We start from the raw sequence: 16,493 nt of genomic DNA on the forward strand, positions 1-16,493 counted from the left end.
CCGCCAGACCGGTGAGGCCGACCTGGATGCCATTTCCCAGCTGTTGCGATATCAGGGGGCACAGAAACAGTTTTTCCCCTACTGGGATGTGTCCCGGGTGCGGGGTGATGCCTACTGTTACGGGCTCAGCCCGCGGAACTTTATCGGTCTCTGGATCGGTGGCGTTCTGAAAGGATTGCTGGGTTTCTGGGATCAGAAGGGGATCAAGCAGACCCGGGTGCTGGGCTATGCCCGTGGCATGGGAGTCATGCGCCATCTATACAACACACACAGCCTGCTGCGGGGCGGCATGAAATTACCGCCACCGGGCGGGGTGTTGTCCTACCTGACACTGCACAGCCTGGTGGTCGAGGATAATCGCCCGGAGCTGTTGCAGCTGTTGCTCGACGATGTGATCAGTCGCTTCCATGGCCACTATGACGCGCTGGTTTGCGGGTTCTTTGCCCAGGACCCACTGGCGCAGGTACCGGCCCGGTATCGCCGTCGGCTATTGCTGAGCCAGCATTTTCTGGTCAGCTACGATGGCGATCCTCGTGACCAGCTCGATGGGCGTTTGCCCTACGTGGAGGTCGCGCGCCTGTGAGTGCCAGTCCAACCGACTATATCGGCATGTGGTACCGAGCCCGTGCCCGGCTCGGTATTGATGACCGGATTGAGTTTATTTTCATCCATCCGGCGTCTGGGAAGCGCCATACCGTGGCGTTGCGGCACCGTGACCATGACGGGGTGGGCGGCATCGCCGAATCCCTCAAGCGCATGGGCGTGCCTCAGCCGCCCATGCCCCTCAGTCGCCAGACCCGGCCGCCCGCGTTCTGGCGTCGCTGGCAGGCACGGCCGGAGCGACGCCAGCCGCAATCACCCCCCTGGCGGGTCTTCACCTCCACGGGCGAAAAGCAGGCGGATGCGCCCCTGGTGGAATGGCTGACGCCACGGCAAACCCTTGCCCTGCGGCAGCGGGCCGAGGCGCTGCAGGTCTCTCTCAACAGCCTGTTGTTGCAGGCCCTGCATCGGGCCGTGGTGCAAACCCTGATGACCCATGCAGTGCCCATCAGCTGGTGCTTCCCGGTGAACATGCGCGGGGTGGTGCCCATGGCGAAGCCGGATATGAATCTGTCCAGTGCCTTTTACATGACAGTGGACAGTGACGATTCGCTGACTCATCTGGACCACACCATTCGTCGCTATCTGAAAGCCAATATTCACTGGCGCTACTGGCACCTTGCCCGAATTGGTCGGCTGGTTGGCCAGCGGGGGGTGGACTGGCTATGTGGCCGTCTGCTCAACGGTGCCCGCCACGGCGGCTCCTTCTCCAACCTGGGAGAGTGGCAGATGGATTTCGTTTCAGGAGGCCTGGCGCCCGACACGGTATTCGCCTGCTGTGGCCCCGGGAGTCCCACCCATCCGGTAGCCAACGGCATGATCATTGTGAATGGCAGCTTGAGTCTGGCGCTGAAGCTGCACCCGTCCCTGGGCGCCCCGGAGTCAGCGGTGCGCGAATGTCTGCAATGTTGGGTTGAGGGACTGGGAGTGACGGCATGAAACGGATTGTCAGTCTGCGCGCATTGGTGGCTCTGCTGGCCGCCCTGGCCATGGCGTTGGCGGTGGCGGCCCTGTATCTGGTGCCGCCGTCACCGCCGGCGGTGAAAAGCGAAGAATCGATTCTGGCTCTGGACACCTGGCAAGTGGAATGGAAGGACGTGGTCATTCCGGTGCACAGTCAAGGGCTGGTGCGTGCCCGTCATGAGTTGCCGCTGAGTCTGGAAGTGTCCGGCCGGGTGCAGGAAGTATCGCCGCTACTGGCAGACGGGGGGCGGGTGACGGCCGGCGAGGTATTACTGAAGCTGGACCCGGAGCCCTTTGCGCTGGACGTTACTGCCCAGCAGAACGCCGTCCATGCGGCGCGGCTGCATCTGGAGGAAACCCGGGCGCGGGCACGGGTCTCGGGATCCGCCAAGCGTTCCTCGGCGCTGGGTCGCTTTGAACCGCAACTGGACGAAGCCAACAGCCGTCTTGCCTCGGCCCGTGCCGGCTTGCGCCAGGCCCAACGGAATCAGGAACAGACGGAGCTGGTGGCGCCGATCAGTGGTCGCCTGAAAGCCGTCCAGGTCATGGCTGGACAACAGATACAGGCCGGCAGCATTCTGGCTCGCTTGTATCAGGAAGATCAGGTGGAGGTACGGCTGCCGGTTCGCGATGAGTGGCTGGCACTGTTGGGCATCATGCCCGGTGATGAAGGCACCCTGGAGCCGGTGAACGTTACCCTGCGTGGCCGCTTTGCCGGCCGGGACGGCCAGTGGTCGGGCAGGGTGGTGCGCCGCGAAGGTGGCCTGAACAAGAACCGCATGATGCACCTGATCGTTCAGGTCACCAATAGCGAGGACGGCTTGCCCCTGGAGCCCGGGGTGCTGGTGCAGGCGGAGCTGCGCGGCGCGCCGACGAAAAATGTGGCGGTGCTGCCCCGGGCAGCCCAGGCTGGCGAGAACGCTGTCTGGGTCCTGGATCAGGACAAGCGGTTGCGACGTCAATCCGTGGCGATACTGCACCACGATGATGATTCCCTGTATCTGCACGACGGTGTGACCGCTTCCTCCCGGGTGGTGCTGGCCGGAGACTTGCAGCTGCTGGAGGGCATGCGTATTGATCCCCGTCCTCCTGCCAGCGGACTGGCGGATCGTTCTGCCACTGAGACAGCGCTGTGAACCGCAGTATTGCCTGGTTTGCCCGCAACAGCGCGGTGGCCAACCTGCTGATGATCACCCTGCTGTTGGCCGGCCTGATGGCCATCCCCCACACCCGCCAGGAAACCCTGCCCAACGTGCCGCTGGACCGTATCGGTATCTATGTGGCCTGGCCCCAGGCCACACCGGAAAGTGTGGAGGCCCTGGTCTGCACGCCAGTGGAAACCGCCATCGACGATGTGGAAGGGGGCACCGAACTGATCAGTGAAGCCCGGGAGGGGTTGTGTTCGGTGCAGCTGGATGTGCTCAAGGGGCATGATACCCGCGCCGTGCTGGAGCAGATCCGCACTCGCCTGGAAGCCCTTGATACCTTGCCCGGCGACGCCGAGCGCCCCCGGGTGCAGGAACTGATTGTACGAAACCGGGTGGTGCGGCTGCTGCTCAGTGGCAGCCTGTCCCGCCAGGATCTCTATCAACTGGCTCATCAGGTGCGCCGGCAGCTGCTCAATCATGATGCGGTATCCAGTGTGGATATCGAAAACCTGCCGGAACGGGAAATGGCGCTGACCGTGGCCCGGGATGATCTGTACCGCTATCAGCTCACCCTGGAAGGCATGGCCGCCGCCGCCCGTGAAAGCGTGGAGCGGGTTGCCGGAGGGCTGTTGCGCAGCGACCGGGGTGACTGGCTGCTACAGACCGGCCAGCAACCGGGAGAGGCCAGCGCCTACCAACAGTTGGTGATTCGCCAGTCCGAGCAGGGCGATCTGTTGCGTCTCGGCGACGTGGCCCGCATTGAGGACGGTTTCTCCCGAGACAGTCAGGCCGCCTGGCTGGACGGCCGGCCGGCGGTAGCGCTGGATGTCTACCGGGTCGGCGACCAGAACGTGCTGGACGTGGCCGGGGCGGTGAGCGGCTATCTGCAGCAGGCGCAGTTACCGCCGGGCGTCGCCTTGCAGGTGTGGAGTGACGATGCGGCCCAGTTTCGCGAACGCTCCCATCTGTTGTGGCGCAATGCGCTGCAGGGGCTGGTGTTGCTGACCCTGATGCTGGGGGTGTTTCTCACCCTGCGTCTGGCTGGTTGGGTGGCGCTGGGGATTCCGGTCTGCATGCTGGGTGCCTGTGCCTTGCTGCCGGTGCTGGGCGAATCCTTCAACACCATCTCCCTTTTCGCCTTTATCCTGGTGCTGGGCATTGTGGTCGACGATGCGGTGATCGTCGGCGAGAGTATTGATCACCAGCGCCGCCAGGGTGGCATGGCCGGTCAGGAGGCCGCCATTGCCGGCGCCCAGCGGGTGTCGCGACCGATCCTGTTTGCGGTGCTGACCACCCTGATTGCCTTTGCGCCGCTGCTGTTCCTGCCTGGCCCGGAAGGGGCACTGATGCGGGTGATCCCCATTGTGTCCATGGCCATTCTGGTGCTGTCGTTGGTGGAGTCCCTGTGGATTTTGCCCTCTCACCTCAGCTATGACCGCCCCGCCCGGGGGATCTGGCGAAAGTCCGAGCAACTCTCTACGCGCATCAATAGCCGGCTGGATCGCTGGCTGGAATACCGGGCCCGGCCACTGCTGCGACGGGCCCTGCGCTGGCGGTATGTGCTGGTGGTGGTGTTTGTAGGGCTGTTTATTTTTTGCTGCGCCCTGGTCAACAGCGGCTGGCTGACCATGGTGTTGTTTTCCCGGGTGGAGGGCGACCGGGTGATGGCGGAAGTGGTGTTCCCCCAGGGCACCGGCGAGGCCCGGCTGCTGCGCGAGGTGCAGGCACTGGAAGGCTCCGCCCGCAAGCTATCAGCGCAATTGCAGGCTGACCAGCAGCCGGTCACCGTGGATGCGGTGTTTGCCGAGCAGGGGGTGCGCCAGAAAACCTCCAATGCCCGTGACCCGGGCGCCCGCTTCCGGGTACGGGTGACCCTGGCCATTGGCGGAGATACCAGCGCCATGTCTCCCCGGGAGCTGGCCAGTCTGTGGCGGGGGCAGCACGGCCCCATTGCCGATGCCCTGTCGGTCAAATTCCACGCCAGCCTGATGCAGGTGAAGCCGGATATTCACGTCAATCTGTTCCACCCGGATCTGGCCACCTTGCAACGCTTGAGTGCGCAGACGGCGCTGGCCCTGGCGAACATGGAGGGGGTCCATGAAGTGGCCAACAACCTGTCTTCCCGTCGCACCCTGGTTGATATCGGCCTGCGGGAAGAAGGCAAACTGGCGGGCCTGCGGGTGGAGCAGCTGGGACTGCAGATCCGCAATGCGTTCCACGGTATCGAGCTGGATCGCTGGTTTGAACAGGATCAGGAAGTGCCGGTGATGTTGCGTCTGGCCAGCCGCGACAGTCGCCATATCAGTGACCTGGAACGGTTACCGGTGCAACTGCGGGATGGGGAGATCACTGTGCTGGCGGCAGTGGCCGACCTGCAGCGACGCCAGGTGCCGGCCATGATCAGCCATTACGATGGCCGCCGCAGTGCCACCATCAGTGCTTTCGTGGATGAACATGTGACGTCGCCGGCCCAGGTGATGGCGGCACTGCAGCAACAGGTGTTGGCCCCCATGGAGTCCGCCGATGCCCAGGCGGGCTGGACGGTGGCCGGCAAGCAGGCGGCGATCCAGGACTTCCTGGATCATCTGTCGATCAGCTACCTGATTGCCCTGGCTGCCATATTTTTCCTGCTCACCGTGCTGTTTGGCGGCTATGGCCAGCCGCTACTGGTGATGGCGGCAATCCCCTTCGGCATGGTGGGGGCCTTCCTGGGGCACTTCCTGCTGGGTTACAGCCTGACATTGTGGTCGCTGGTGGGGGTCATCGCGGTGAGTGGCGTGGTGGTCAACGACAACCTGGTACTGATTGATGCCATCAATACCTTGCGAAGCCATGGCATGCGTCTTCGTGATGCGGTGATCGAAGGCGTCAGCAGCCGCCTGCGGCCCGTAATGCTGACCTCCATGACCACCTTTGCCGGGGTGGCGCCGCTGATGCTGGAGACCAGTGTGCAGGCCCGTTTCCTGATTCCCATGGCCGTGTCCCTGGCGTTTGGCGTGTTGTTTGCCACCCTGGTCAGCCTGCTGCTGGTGCCCTGTCTGTTGGTGGTGAGCCATGATGTGCGCAGCCTGGTTCAGCGTAGTCTGGCCCGCTGGCGGGCGCCGGAGGCCTCGGAGGAGGACAGCGTGGACATGGCCTATGAGCGGGGGCGCATGACGGCCTGGTGGGTGACCAGCAACCCCTACCAGGATGCCGTCCTGGCTTCTGCCTGGGAGGCGGGTCGGCAGGATCAGAGTAGCGACCGGGATACGTCTGAGCAGCGTAGTTGAAAGTTCAAAGTTTAAAGTTGAAACGCGGACTAAGTTGTCAAAGGCAGGAATGGTGTGCCCGCGATTAACGCTAATGGCGCGGGCATGGCCGCTCAAAATCAACCCATCGCGCACTTTTTAACTTTGAACTTTTAACTTTCCACTCGACTGTCAGAGCCTGTCCGGCTTTAATCTGCCCTCAGAAACAAAAAAGCCCGACCCGGTTTCCCGGGTCGGGCTTTTGCGTCAGGTCGTTGCCGTGTGACTTACGCTTTGCCCTGGTTCGCCACGGCCTCGGCCGCCTTGGCCACTTCCTCGGCATCGCCCAGGTAGTAGTTCTTGATGGGCTTCAGGTTGTCATCCAGCTCGTACACCATCGGCACGCCGGTGGGGATGTTGAGCTTGACGATTTCCTCGTCGGAAATGTCGCCCAGGTACTTCACCAGTGCCCGCAGGCTGTTGCCGTGGGCACAGATCAGCACCTGCTTGCCGGCCTCGATCTGCGGTTTGATCTCGCTTTCGAAGTACGGCACGAAACGGTCTACGGTGTCCTTGAGGCTTTCGGACAGGGGGATCTCGCTGTCGCTGAGGCCCTGGTATACCCGGAAGTTGCCGGCATAGCGTTCGTCGTCGCGCTCCATCTTCGGCGGCGGGGTATCGTAGCTGCGGCGCCAGATATGCACCTGCTCGTCGCCATATTTTGCAGCGGTTTCCGCCTTGTTCAGGCCCTGCAGGGCGCCATAATGGCGTTCGTTCAGGCGGTAGTCGCGGATCACCGGAATCCACATCTGGTCCATATTGTCCAGAATGGTCCACAGGGTACGGATGGCGCGCTTGAGCACGGAAGTGTAAGCCACATCGAACTCAAAGCCTGCTTCCTTCAGCAATTCGCCAGCCGTGCGGGCTTCTTCGCGGCCCTGATCGGTGAGATCCACGTCTTTCCAGCCGGTGAAACGGTTTTCCTTGTTCCAAACGCTTTGGCCATGGCGGACCAGTACCAGTTTCGTGCTCATGGGTTATTCCTGTGCGGTTTTCAGTGCGGCGCAAAGCGTAGCAGAAAAGCGCCGGGAAATTGAGCGCAGGCCAGGATATTTCACGGTTAATCGGCCCCTTGAGTGCAAATTTTCACAGTGTTGCCGGCGGTTATCAGGGCGAAGGGGGGATAAATGGCCAATCGGCGGCCTGCGATGCTGAAAAAGGCTGCCCGGAGCCCGTATAATCGTCGCCAATTCAGACTCAGGCGACTTCATGGCTTACCTCTGGTGCGACAACAGCGACCACATCTCCACCTGGCAGTCCGGACTGGCGGCGGCAACGCCCCTGTACCTGGACACGGAATTCATGCGCGAGCGCACCTTCTGGCCACAACTGGCCCTGGTTCAGGTCCATGATGGTGAGCAGATCCGGCTGATCGACACGACGCAGGTCAATGGCCCCACGCTGTCGCCCCTGTTCCAGCAGCACCCTCTGGTGATGCATGCCTGTTCCGAGGATCTGGAAGCCATCGCCGCCTTTACTGGTGATTACCCGGCGGTGATCGAGGACACCCAGATCGCTGCTGCTCTCACCGGTGAGGACATGCAACTGGGCTACCAGAAGGTGGTGCAGATGTTGCTCGGGGTGGAATTGCCCAAGGGCGCTACCCGCACCAACTGGCTCAAGCGGCCTCTGAGTCAGGAGCAGTTGCTCTACGCCGAGGACGATGTGAAATATTTGCCCGAGGTGACCGATATCCTGCGGGATCGGCTGGTGAATCTGGGCCGTGAGAGCTGGTGGCGGGAAGAGTGCCAGCGTCTGCTCGAACAGGCACGGACGGTGACTGCTCCGGAAAAAGCCTGGCGTAATGTGAAAGGTGCCGGCCTGTTACAGGGTCAGGCGCTGGCGGTGCTGGCGGTGCTGACTCCCTGGCGGGATCGCATGGCACGGGAGCGGGACCTGCCCAAGGGGTTTGTCCTCAAGGATGCCCAGCTACTGGATCTGGCCCGCTCCTCCCGCAGCGACCGGGGCCTGTTTTCTGACCTGGGTCTGCACCCCAAGGTGATCCGCCGGGATGGTGATACCCTGCTGGAACTGCTCGAAGCGGGCCGGCGTGGCACGCCACCTGAGCCCCTGCCGGGGCCGCCGGATGCCCAGCAGAAAAAACGGGCCAAGATGCTGCGTAAACGGGTCGGCGAGATTGCCGAATCCATGAACATGAAACCGGATGTGCTGATGCGCCGTCGCTGGCTGGAATCCCTGATTCGTCACCCGGACCAGGTGCCCGAGCCGCTCACCGGCTGGCGTAACGAGATTGTGACCAAGCCCCTGCTGGAGTTGCTTTGATGTTGAAGGGCAAGCTGTTTTGCTCGATTTACAAGACCCGCAAGAAGGCGGGGATGTATCTGTTCGTGGATCGCCAGAAGGGCCTCAAGGATCTTCCTGAGGTGCTGCTCAAGCAATTCGGCACCCCCATCCATGTGAATGACATGATCCTGTCCCCTGACCGGCCGCTTGCCCGGGCGGACGTGGCGCAGGTGATGGAGAAGATCCGTGATCAGGGGTTCTATCTGCAAATGCCGCCGCCGCCGGATGAAGACATGTTCATGGCCGACGGTCACCCGGATAAACCGGCAGGGCCGGATGCCTGAAAACGGTCTGCGCACACGTTTCTGGGAACTGCCCCTGGGGGAGTTGTCGAGAGCGGAGTGGGAAGCGCTGTGTGATGGCTGCGGCCGATGCTGTCTGGTGAAACTGCAGGACGAGGACAGCGGCGAGCTGGCCTTTACCAATCTGGCCTGCCGTTATCTGGATAGCCAGAAATGTCAGTGCCGGGTGTACGATAGCCGCTTTCGCAAGGTGCCGGATTGCATCCAGGTGACCGAGGCGGTGGCCCGCAACACGGACTGGTTGCCTTCCAGCTGCGCCTACCGGCTACGGGCTCATGGTCAGCCGCTGGCGGATTGGCATCCGCTGATCAGCGGGGAGGAGGGGACCGTCCGGCAGGCGGGCATCAGCGTCGCCGGGCGGGTCGTCTCCGAGCAGCTTGTGCACGAAGATGATTGGGAAGAGCATATTATTCATTGGATAGAGTAGGATGGACCTGAGCCAATAGGCGCGGTCTTTTACCCGCCACTTCGGGTCGCTCTGTCAGCATCAAACTGGGAGTCACTGTGACAACACAAGCGTATATGTGGGGCTGGTTGGCCTATTTGTTGGGTTGCGTAGGCGTGCTTTTTGTCTGGTGGTGGCTCACCCGACCGCTGGCAATCTGGGCCAAGGTGCCGCTGCGTATCCTGCTGACGGCATTGTTGCTGACCCCCTGGTCGGTGTCGCCCCAGCACGATGAGTGGGCCCCGGCATGGGTGGTCACGCTGTTTGATGGCCTGGCCCAGGACGATGTCAGTCTGTGGCGGGCCGGAGGACCCTTGTTGGCCATGCTGGTGGTGGCGCTGATTGCGGCCGTGCTGGAGTTGTGGCGTCAGCGTCGCAAACAGACCGCCATGGCTGATCCCCAATGAGCGAGTGCATTTTCTGCCAGATCCGCGACGGCAAATTACCTGCCAGTGTGGTCTATGAGGATGAGCGAGCCATGGTGATCCTGGATCTGTTCCCGATCCGCGAAGCCCACTGTCTGGTGATTCCCAAGGAGCATGCCCCCTTGCTGGAGCAACTGGACAGCAGCCTGACCCATCATCTGATGGACCTGGCTCGCCGTACCATCATGGCCCAGAAACGCGCCGGACTGGCGGTGAAGGCGCACAATATCGTGGTCAACGATGGCCGTGAAGCCAATCAGCATGTGCCCCACGTGCACGTGCATGTGATCCCCCGTCGCGGTGGCGACACCCTGGTTACCGCCTTCACCTGGGCCACCCGACTGCTCAACGTCTTCGGCCTGGCCCGCCGCCGCAAACGGCTGGACCGCCTGGCTGGACTGTTGGGTGAGCACTTTCCGGAAGCAGCTAAGTAGGTAACAGCGTCGCGAGTTTGCGGGGTTTGATCTGAAAGGCAAAAGGCCGCGCCCACGCAGTGGGTGCGGCCTTTTTTTGAAAAAGCAGAAAAAAGACTTGATGGCGTTGTCTCAGACCGCAGCCTGAGACTGTTCACTGTTCACTGTTCACTGTTCACTGTTCACTGTTCACTGTTCACTGTTCACTGTTTGCGCCAGGCCCGCACCCGCAGAGGCCAGCGTACTGTGCGTTGTGTCTTCCCCCAGGCTTGTTTCAATCTCGGTGCGAAGTCGTCCAGCAGGGACTCCCCGGCCCGGGCGGCCTGAACCAGAGCGGACCAAGTATCCAGATAGCCGAGCATGTCGGTGGCGGACCAGTCCAGGGTAATGCTGTCGCCGGGGTAAGTCAGTGCCGGCCAGGGCAGGGAGGCATCAGGGTAGCCGGCAACCACCTGGGCCCGCTGCGCAGGCCACCAGGGAGCCAGCGGGCCGTCATGAAAATCCCGGATCATGCCTTCCAGCCCAGCAACCTCGCAGATCCCATAACTGATCAGGGCCAACACTCCTCCAGGGCGCAAGGTGCGCTCCGCCTCCGCCTGAAAGGCGGTTTGATCAAACCAGTGGTAGGCCTGGGCAACAGTAATCAGGTCCAGGCTGGCGTCTGCCAGCGGCAGCCGGTGGGCCACGCTGACCAGATAGTGGCTCGACGAGGGTGGGGCAGCCAGTAACTGTGGATGGCTGATATCTGCGCCTATTACTTGCCGAAACCAGGGCTCCAGACCTCGACTGGCCTGACCACTGCCACAGCCCAGGTCCATCGCACGATCACGACAGGGGCACTGGTTAGCGAGCCACTGGAACAGGGAAGGAGGGTAGGTGGGACGAAACTGCTGATACTGACTGCCACGCTGGAACAGCGATTCAGTCACTGAAGAAACCGTCGTCATCGAAGTGGGCGGCCCACAGACGGCCATCTGCCCGTTCCAGATCCAGTGCAATCCCCGCCAACAGCTGGCCTTCCGGGGCCGCACACCAGGCGACGGTGCCGTAGAGGTGGTAAGTGCCATGGTCTTCCAGCAACGCCACCCACAGCTCCACATCCGTGTTCGGTTTGATTGGAGCAGGAAGCTCGACACTGATGCCGGCCAGGGAAATATCGTGGGTAGACAAATACAGGCGATCGGCCGGGTCCAGCGAGCCGGACTGGCTGGGCAGCAAGGTTAGTGCCAGGTTTTCTTCACGGCTGGTGCGGGGGAAGCGACGATTGTCCATTGCCGTTGCCATAGGATTTACCCGTAAATCATTCTGTCGACTGCGTAGGCGGCAATCGCCATGGTCGCGACCACCCCTGCCAGGAACAGAAGAAACAGCAGGGCGGGTTTGACCGTTTTCGGCAAGGGTTCTGTTTCACGGGGAGTCCGGGACCCCTGTGTTTTATTCATCAGCCATCTCCCTGTTTCATCCGGATACTTTACAGTATCAGTTATTCATCGACGATAGGAAACTGGTATCGGATCAGGCCCGGTGAATCGGTGAATGTCTGCCTGCCTATCATGCGTCACAGGAAACCGGAAAACAGGCAAAAAAGGAGCCCGCAGGCTCCTTTTGGCTGGGTTGTGATTGCTTGGGTCTTAGCCGGCAAACTCAATCTTCTGGAACATGTACTCATGAACCGAGTCGGACATCAGCGGCACGTAGGAGACCAGTAGCAGCGCGGTGAGCATCACCGCGATGGGCAACAGGTATTTCTCATAGCGGCGGTAAAAGGAGCCGTTATGCACCTTGGCGCTTTCCACCTCGTCATCGCCGACCACCTGCCGTGTCAGCAAATGGTTCAGTGCCACAGGGGGTGACAGGTAACCCAGCTCAAAGGCTACCAGGCTGATCATCCAGAAATGCAGAGGTGCGATCCCGTTATCGAATGCCACCTGGGCAATGGTGGCATTGACCAGGATAACGGCACCAAAGGGATCCATGATCATGCCGATGATGACCATGGTCACCACTAGCAGAGTCATGGCCAGCCAGACGTTGGCGAAGGTCTCGGGCAGAGCTTCCATTACGCCGGAACGTTCCAGAAGCCCGCCCATGCTGACGGTCAGAGCCATCAGCATGAGAAGGGCACCAATGTGACCGGTGGTCTCATTGGTGGAGAACCGCAGGGAGCTTTCCAGCGTGTTACCAACACCCTCCTCTTCGGTGGGCAGATCGGATGTCACCCCGGTAGGCTTGATCAGATAGTGGATCAACAGGCTGGCCGCCAGTATCAGGTTGCGCCAGAACAGGCCGGTAATGGCATTGGAAAGCTGTTTTTCGGAAGTGCCGGTGGGCACATTTCCGGATTCCAGTGCCTTGGATAGCATCCAGGTGTCATAGCTTGAGTGAATGAGGAGCACGACCAGTGCAAGCGCACAAAAGTGCAAAAAATAGCGGCTGAATTTCTCGTAGATCAGTACCGCCAACATCAGCATTGGCAGGATTATCGGGGCATAGTTTTCGTTTAGTTCGGTGTCGAGAATGTCGCTGAAAATGACAATCACGGTACCAATCACGATGACATAGGGCAGCAGTGGGAAAAGCCGTTTCAGGCTGGCGGGAACGGCTTCCGAGAAGGGCGCAATGCGTGCCGGCTCAGTACGAGCAAACTGGCTGTAAATAAAGAACAGGAGCAGCGTAAGACCAAAGACCTTAACGCCGGAGGTGAAGAGCTCATCGGTGGTAACCGCGTTGTTCAGTGCTGCAATAATGACCACTAGCAAACAAGGGCGCAGCACTACCCCCATGGAGCCAGACATGGCTGCGCCGGCCAGCGCCAGTTGCTTGCGGGCACCGGCACGGACCAGCTCATGGTAGACCGTGGCACCCGCGGCGATGATGAAAATCCCGGAAGCGCCGGTATAGGCGGTAGGGATGGCCGTGACAGCGAGAACCACAAAGCACATCAGTTCCGGTGACATGCGCCAAGGCCGCAGCACGTCGAACACCAGGTGTACCATTCTGGTCTGCCGCAGCATCATCCCCACCCAGATATACAGGCCCAGGCTGAGGAACATAGTGGAGAACTCCATCATCATGCCCAGGTAGACGCTGCTACCGTGCAGGTACCCCTGAGACATGAACTGGATGCTGGCGCTGAGGCACATGTAGGAGTATAGCGGTATGGTCAGCAGGGCCTTGCCCCAGCCGCCACCTTCTTCCAGATCTTTCGGGGGTTTGATGAGCTGCCAGAGTGAGGCCAGGGTAAGAAGGGCGAAACCAGTGATCCAGAATTGGTGCAGGTAGAAATGGTTCACCTGGACACCATCGGCCATTGCCTTGATTTCTTCGCTGCGATATATACAGGCAGAAGTCATTAGCAGAAAGTTGGCGGCGAGCTGGCCCAGGGTCGAAACCAGGTGATCCTTGCGGGTGCGCGCCGGACGCAAGGCAATATGGTGACGGGTAAGCGTTGCAGTAGCGGCGCAGATCAGCAGCAGTAAGCAGAGGAGTAAACGCTTGTAATCGCCAAGGGTGCTGACAACTTGCGCCACGCCTCCTTCTAGGGTGCGAAAGGCGATGACACCGGGGGTCACTTTTTCCTGGACCATATTGTAGGTGGCCCACTTTTCTCGGCACATTTTCTGTGAGGCCTCAAGCGACTGGCGCAGGGCGTCTTCATTGACCTCGGTGCCGAACATGCCGACCAGTGGATCATCGGCCATTTGTTGCTTCTTCCTGGCGATGGCACCTGCCAGTTCACTGTCCAGATCGGAATCGGGATTACAGGTTGGCTCGTTGAGAATGCCGGCTCCTCGAAGCTGGAAGTAACCCTCCCAGGTATTTTCACCAATTTTCAGCAGTTGGGAGTGAATCACTTCCCCCGAAGCCAGAAATATGGTGATCAGCAATAGAATGAGGGTGGGTAAAGAGGAGAGCCATTCCCGTGCAGTACGCTGTCCAATGCGTAAATTGGTGATCATCGCTTCTATCCTTGTTTTTTGGTTAATAGCGCGTCTGAAATATAGCAGAGCGCAAGGAGTTATTCAGAGGATCTCTGGAGATACATAAAAAAAGGAGCCCGAAGGCTCCTTTTTTGAGGTGAAACCGACGTAATGTTTAGCCGCCGATCTCGATCTTCTGGAACATGTACTCGTGCACTGTATCGGACAGCAACGGTACGTAGGAGACCAGCAGCAGGGCCGTCAGCATGACCGCGATGGGAAGCAGGAACTTCTCATAGCGACGGAAGAAGCTGCCTTCCTTGAGCTTGGCGGACTCCACTTCGGCCTCACCCACGACTTGTCGTGTTAACAAGTGGTTCAATGCCACCGGCGGTGACAGATAACCCAGTTCGAAGGCCACCAGGGTAATCATCCAGAAGTGTAATGGTGCGATGCCATTGTCGAAGGCAATTTGGGCGATGGTGGCATTCACCAGAATCACCGCCCCGTAGGGGTCCATGATCATGCCGATAATCACCATGGTGACTACCAGCAGGGTCATGGCCAGCCAGACGTTGGCGAAGGTTTCCGGCAGGTTCTCCATCACACCGGAGCGCTCGATGATGCCGCCTACACTCACAGACAGTGCCATCAGCATGAGCAGGGCGCCAATGTGGCCGGTGGTCTCATTGGTGGCAAAACGCAGGGAGTTTTCCAGCTTGTCGCCGACGCCGGGCTCCTCACGGTAATCGGGATCTTCTTCGGGTTGTTTCAACACGTAGTAGAGCACAACCGCGGCGCCGAGCAGCAAGTTTCTCCACAGCAGGCCCCAGAACAAGGCCTCAAGGTCCTCGGCAGAGGTGCCGGTGGGGATGTTGCCCGCATCCAGCGCGGCATTGATACCCACCAGGTTGTACAGGGAGTAAGCCAGCAGAGGCACCAATACGAGGGTGAAAAGATGCACGGATTTATTGCTCAGTTTCTCAAAGATGAGAATGGCAAGCAGCATCACCGGCAGGATGATCGGTGCGTAGTTTTCGTTGAGTTCGGTATCCAGCAGGTCACGGAAGAATACCACGACGGTGCCCATGATGATCACATAGGGCAGCAGCGGTACCAGGCGCTTGATGCTGGCCGGTACGGCCTCGGAGAAAGGCGCGATTCGGGCCGCTTCGGTGCGGGCAAACTGGCTGTAGATAAAGAACAGAAGCAGTGACAGACCGAAAATTTTCAGGCCGGAGGTGAACAGTTCATCGGTGGTGACCGAGTTGTTCAGGGCAGCAATGATCACGACCAGCAGACAAGGACGCAGTACCACACCCATGGAGCCGGACATGGCGGTAGCGGCCAGAGCCAGTTGCTTGCGTGCGCCGGCACGGATCAGTTCGTTGTAAATAGTGGCACCGGCCGCGATAACGAAGATACCGGACGCCCCGGTGTAGGCGGTGGGGATCGCGGTCACCGCGAGTACCACGAAACACATCAGTTCCGGGGACATCTTCCACGGACGCAGTACATCAAACACCAGGTGGGCCATCTTGGTCTGGCGCAGCATCATACCGATCCAGATGTACAGGGCCAGGCTCAGGAACAGGGTAGACAGTTCCATCATCATGCCCAGGTAGACACTGATGCCGTGGTAGTAGCCCTGGCTGACGAACTGGATGCCGGCAGTGATACACATGAAGCTGTACAGCGGAATGGTCAGCAGGGCCTTGCCCCAGCTGCCACCTTCCTCAAGATCCTTGGGCGGTTTGATCAGCTGCCAGAGGGCGGCCAGGGAGAGCAGGGCAAAGCCGGCAATCCAGAATTGGTGCAGGTAGAAATGGTTTACCTGTACCCCATCTGCCATGGCGCTCACTTCCTCGCCACGATAAACCCACGCGGACATCAGCAGCATCACGTTGGCGGAAAGCTGGCCAATGCTGGATACGAAATGGTCCTTGCGGGTTTGCGCCGGGCGCAGGGAAATATGGTGGCGCGTCAGGGTGGCGGTGGCGGCACAGATAATCACCAGAATACACAGCAGCAACCGTTTGTAGTGGCCCAGGGAGGTAACCACCTGTGCCACCCCGCCTTCCAGGGTCCGGAAAGCAATCACGCCGGGCGTGACCTTCTCCTGGACCATGTTGTAGGTGGCCCACTTATCACGGCAGATTTGCTGGGAAGCTTCCAGGGATTGGCGCAGAGCGTCTTCGTTGACCTCGGTGCCGAACAACCCGGCCAGGGGGTCATCCGCCATCTGTTGTTTTTTCCTGGCGACGGCGGCTTCCAGTTGATCGTCAAGATTGGCGTCCGGGTTACAGGTCGGCTCCTGAAGAATGCCGGCCCCCCGCAACTGGAAATAGCCTTCCCAGGTATTTTCGCCAATCTTCAGAAGTTGGGAGTGAATCACTTCCCCAGATGCGAGAAAAACCGTCAGCAAAAGGAGAATCAGGGTAGGTAACGATGACAACCATTCACCGACAGAACGGTTTGCCATTTTCATAGAAGAAGTTTTGTCCATTGTGCACCCGGTTATTGTTATACCGCCTGGATTACGGGGAAAAGGCTACCCGCGGGCCCTCAGGCCTTGTTCTCCGCATTCTATGGCAGTGTAAACACCTTGACTACCCGGCAGAGCGACGCCGGGTGACAGAAATTAGGTTGCTAGGGAAAAACGGGGCCACTTGGGCCCCGCTGTCAG

General features: G+C 60.2%; 14 protein-coding genes and 1 pseudogene. 9 read left to right on the forward strand and 6 right to left on the reverse strand.

The window, feature by feature from the left end; genetic code table 11:
- The 4 genes and pseudogenes from A0251_RS17540 to A0251_RS15135 form a co-directional block, all read left to right on the forward strand.
- A pseudogene (locus A0251_RS17540) lies at positions 1-583 on the forward strand (hypothetical protein); the annotation flags it as partial.
- Positions 580-1,539, forward strand: coding sequence for a hypothetical protein (locus A0251_RS15125; RefSeq protein ID WP_062817673.1), 960 nt, complete (start codon positions 580-582; stop codon positions 1,537-1,539). The pseudogene A0251_RS17540 and the gene A0251_RS15125, both read left to right, overlap by 4 nt.
- Positions 1,536-2,699, forward strand: a complete 1,164-nt coding sequence (locus A0251_RS15130; protein WP_062817674.1) for an efflux RND transporter periplasmic adaptor subunit — start codon at positions 1,536-1,538, stop codon at positions 2,697-2,699. Before A0251_RS15125 ends, A0251_RS15130 begins: the two co-directional genes overlap by 4 nt.
- Complete coding sequence (locus A0251_RS15135) at positions 2,696-5,980, forward strand: efflux RND transporter permease subunit (protein WP_062817675.1); 3,285 nt, start codon at positions 2,696-2,698, stop codon at positions 5,978-5,980. The genes A0251_RS15130 and A0251_RS15135 overlap by 4 nt, the downstream gene beginning before the upstream one ends.
- A gap of 245 nt (positions 5,981-6,225) precedes the next feature.
- Here A0251_RS15135 and gpmA read toward each other — a convergent pair whose 3' ends face one another.
- Positions 6,226-6,972 carry a 2,3-diphosphoglycerate-dependent phosphoglycerate mutase gene (gene gpmA, locus A0251_RS15140; protein ID WP_062817676.1) on the reverse strand — a complete coding sequence of 249 codons (747 nt, stop codon included), beginning with the start codon at positions 6,970-6,972 and terminating at the stop codon, positions 6,226-6,228.
- 235 nt (positions 6,973-7,207) lie between these two features.
- Between gpmA and rnd the strand changes: the two genes are divergently transcribed.
- From rnd to A0251_RS15165, 5 genes are all read left to right on the forward strand, one after another.
- Positions 7,208-8,281, forward strand: coding sequence for a ribonuclease D (gene rnd, locus A0251_RS15145; RefSeq protein ID WP_062817677.1), 1,074 nt, complete (start codon positions 7,208-7,210; stop codon positions 8,279-8,281).
- A complete protein-coding gene (locus A0251_RS15150; RefSeq protein WP_062817678.1) occupies positions 8,281-8,586 on the forward strand; it encodes a YcgL domain-containing protein in 306 nt (101 codons plus the stop codon). Before rnd ends, A0251_RS15150 begins: the two co-directional genes overlap by 1 nt.
- Entirely contained in the window at positions 8,579-9,031 is a 453-nt protein-coding gene (locus A0251_RS15155; RefSeq protein ID WP_062817679.1) for a YcgN family cysteine cluster protein, read from the forward strand. The genes A0251_RS15150 and A0251_RS15155 overlap by 8 nt, the downstream gene beginning before the upstream one ends.
- Before the next feature lie 77 nt (positions 9,032-9,108).
- Positions 9,109-9,456, forward strand: coding sequence for a hypothetical protein (locus A0251_RS15160; protein WP_231874261.1), 348 nt, complete (start codon positions 9,109-9,111; stop codon positions 9,454-9,456).
- Positions 9,453-9,908 (forward strand): HIT family protein, encoded by a 456-nt coding sequence (locus A0251_RS15165; RefSeq protein WP_062817681.1) that lies wholly within the window; start codon positions 9,453-9,455, stop codon positions 9,906-9,908. The genes A0251_RS15160 and A0251_RS15165 overlap by 4 nt, the downstream gene beginning before the upstream one ends.
- A 182-nt stretch (positions 9,909-10,090) precedes the next feature.
- On the opposite strand, the gene A0251_RS15170 is transcribed toward A0251_RS15165, so the two are convergent.
- The 5 genes from A0251_RS15170 to A0251_RS15185 form a co-directional block, all read right to left on the reverse strand.
- Positions 10,091-10,816 (reverse strand): class I SAM-dependent methyltransferase, encoded by a 726-nt coding sequence (locus A0251_RS15170; protein ID WP_062817682.1) that lies wholly within the window; start codon positions 10,814-10,816, stop codon positions 10,091-10,093.
- A complete protein-coding gene (locus A0251_RS15175) occupies positions 10,809-11,171 on the reverse strand; it encodes a PilZ domain-containing protein (RefSeq protein WP_062817683.1) in 363 nt (120 codons plus the stop codon). The genes A0251_RS15170 and A0251_RS15175 overlap by 8 nt, the downstream gene beginning before the upstream one ends.
- Before the next feature lie 5 nt (positions 11,172-11,176).
- A complete protein-coding gene (locus tag A0251_RS17450) occupies positions 11,177-11,329 on the reverse strand; it encodes a hypothetical protein (RefSeq protein ID WP_156478304.1) in 153 nt (50 codons plus the stop codon).
- Positions 11,330-11,518: 189 nt separating this feature from the next.
- Positions 11,519-13,846: a TRAP transporter large permease subunit gene (locus A0251_RS15180; RefSeq protein ID WP_062817684.1), complete on the reverse strand. Its 2,328-nt coding sequence runs from the start codon at positions 13,844-13,846 to the stop codon at positions 11,519-11,521.
- A 136-nt stretch (positions 13,847-13,982) separates the two neighbouring features.
- Positions 13,983-16,295, reverse strand: coding sequence for a TRAP transporter large permease subunit (locus A0251_RS15185; protein ID WP_404840821.1), 2,313 nt, complete (start codon positions 16,293-16,295; stop codon positions 13,983-13,985).
- Positions 16,296-16,493: the final 198 nt, after the last annotated feature.

The organism is Alcanivorax sp. NBRC 102024, assembly GCF_001602235.1.
Lineage (GTDB): Bacteria > Pseudomonadota > Gammaproteobacteria > Pseudomonadales > Alcanivoracaceae > Alcanivorax.

Excerpts from the sequence above, each read along its gene's own strand:
- A0251_RS15130 (WP_062817674.1), top strand. The coding sequence starts at position 1,536 with ATGAAACGGATTGTCAGTCTGCGCGCATTGGTGGCTCTGCTGGCCGCC.
- gpmA (WP_062817676.1), bottom strand. The coding sequence starts at position 6,972 with ATGAGCACGAAACTGGTACTGGTCCGCCATGGCCAAAGCGTTTGGAAC.
- rnd (WP_062817677.1), top strand. The coding sequence starts at position 7,208 with ATGGCTTACCTCTGGTGCGACAACAGCGACCACATCTCCACCTGGCAG.
- A0251_RS15150 (WP_062817678.1), top strand. The coding sequence starts at position 8,281 with ATGTTGAAGGGCAAGCTGTTTTGCTCGATTTACAAGACCCGCAAGAAG.
- A0251_RS15155 (WP_062817679.1), top strand. The coding sequence starts at position 8,579 with ATGCCTGAAAACGGTCTGCGCACACGTTTCTGGGAACTGCCCCTGGGG.
- A0251_RS15165 (WP_062817681.1), top strand. The coding sequence starts at position 9,453 with ATGAGCGAGTGCATTTTCTGCCAGATCCGCGACGGCAAATTACCTGCC.
- A0251_RS15175 (WP_062817683.1), bottom strand. The coding sequence starts at position 11,171 with ATGGCAACGGCAATGGACAATCGTCGCTTCCCCCGCACCAGCCGTGAA.
- A0251_RS17450 (WP_156478304.1), bottom strand. The coding sequence starts at position 11,329 with ATGAATAAAACACAGGGGTCCCGGACTCCCCGTGAAACAGAACCCTTG.
- A0251_RS15180 (WP_062817684.1), bottom strand. The coding sequence starts at position 13,846 with ATGATCACCAATTTACGCATTGGACAGCGTACTGCACGGGAATGGCTC.
- A0251_RS15185 (WP_404840821.1), bottom strand. The coding sequence starts at position 16,295 with ATGAAAATGGCAAACCGTTCTGTCGGTGAATGGTTGTCATCGTTACCT.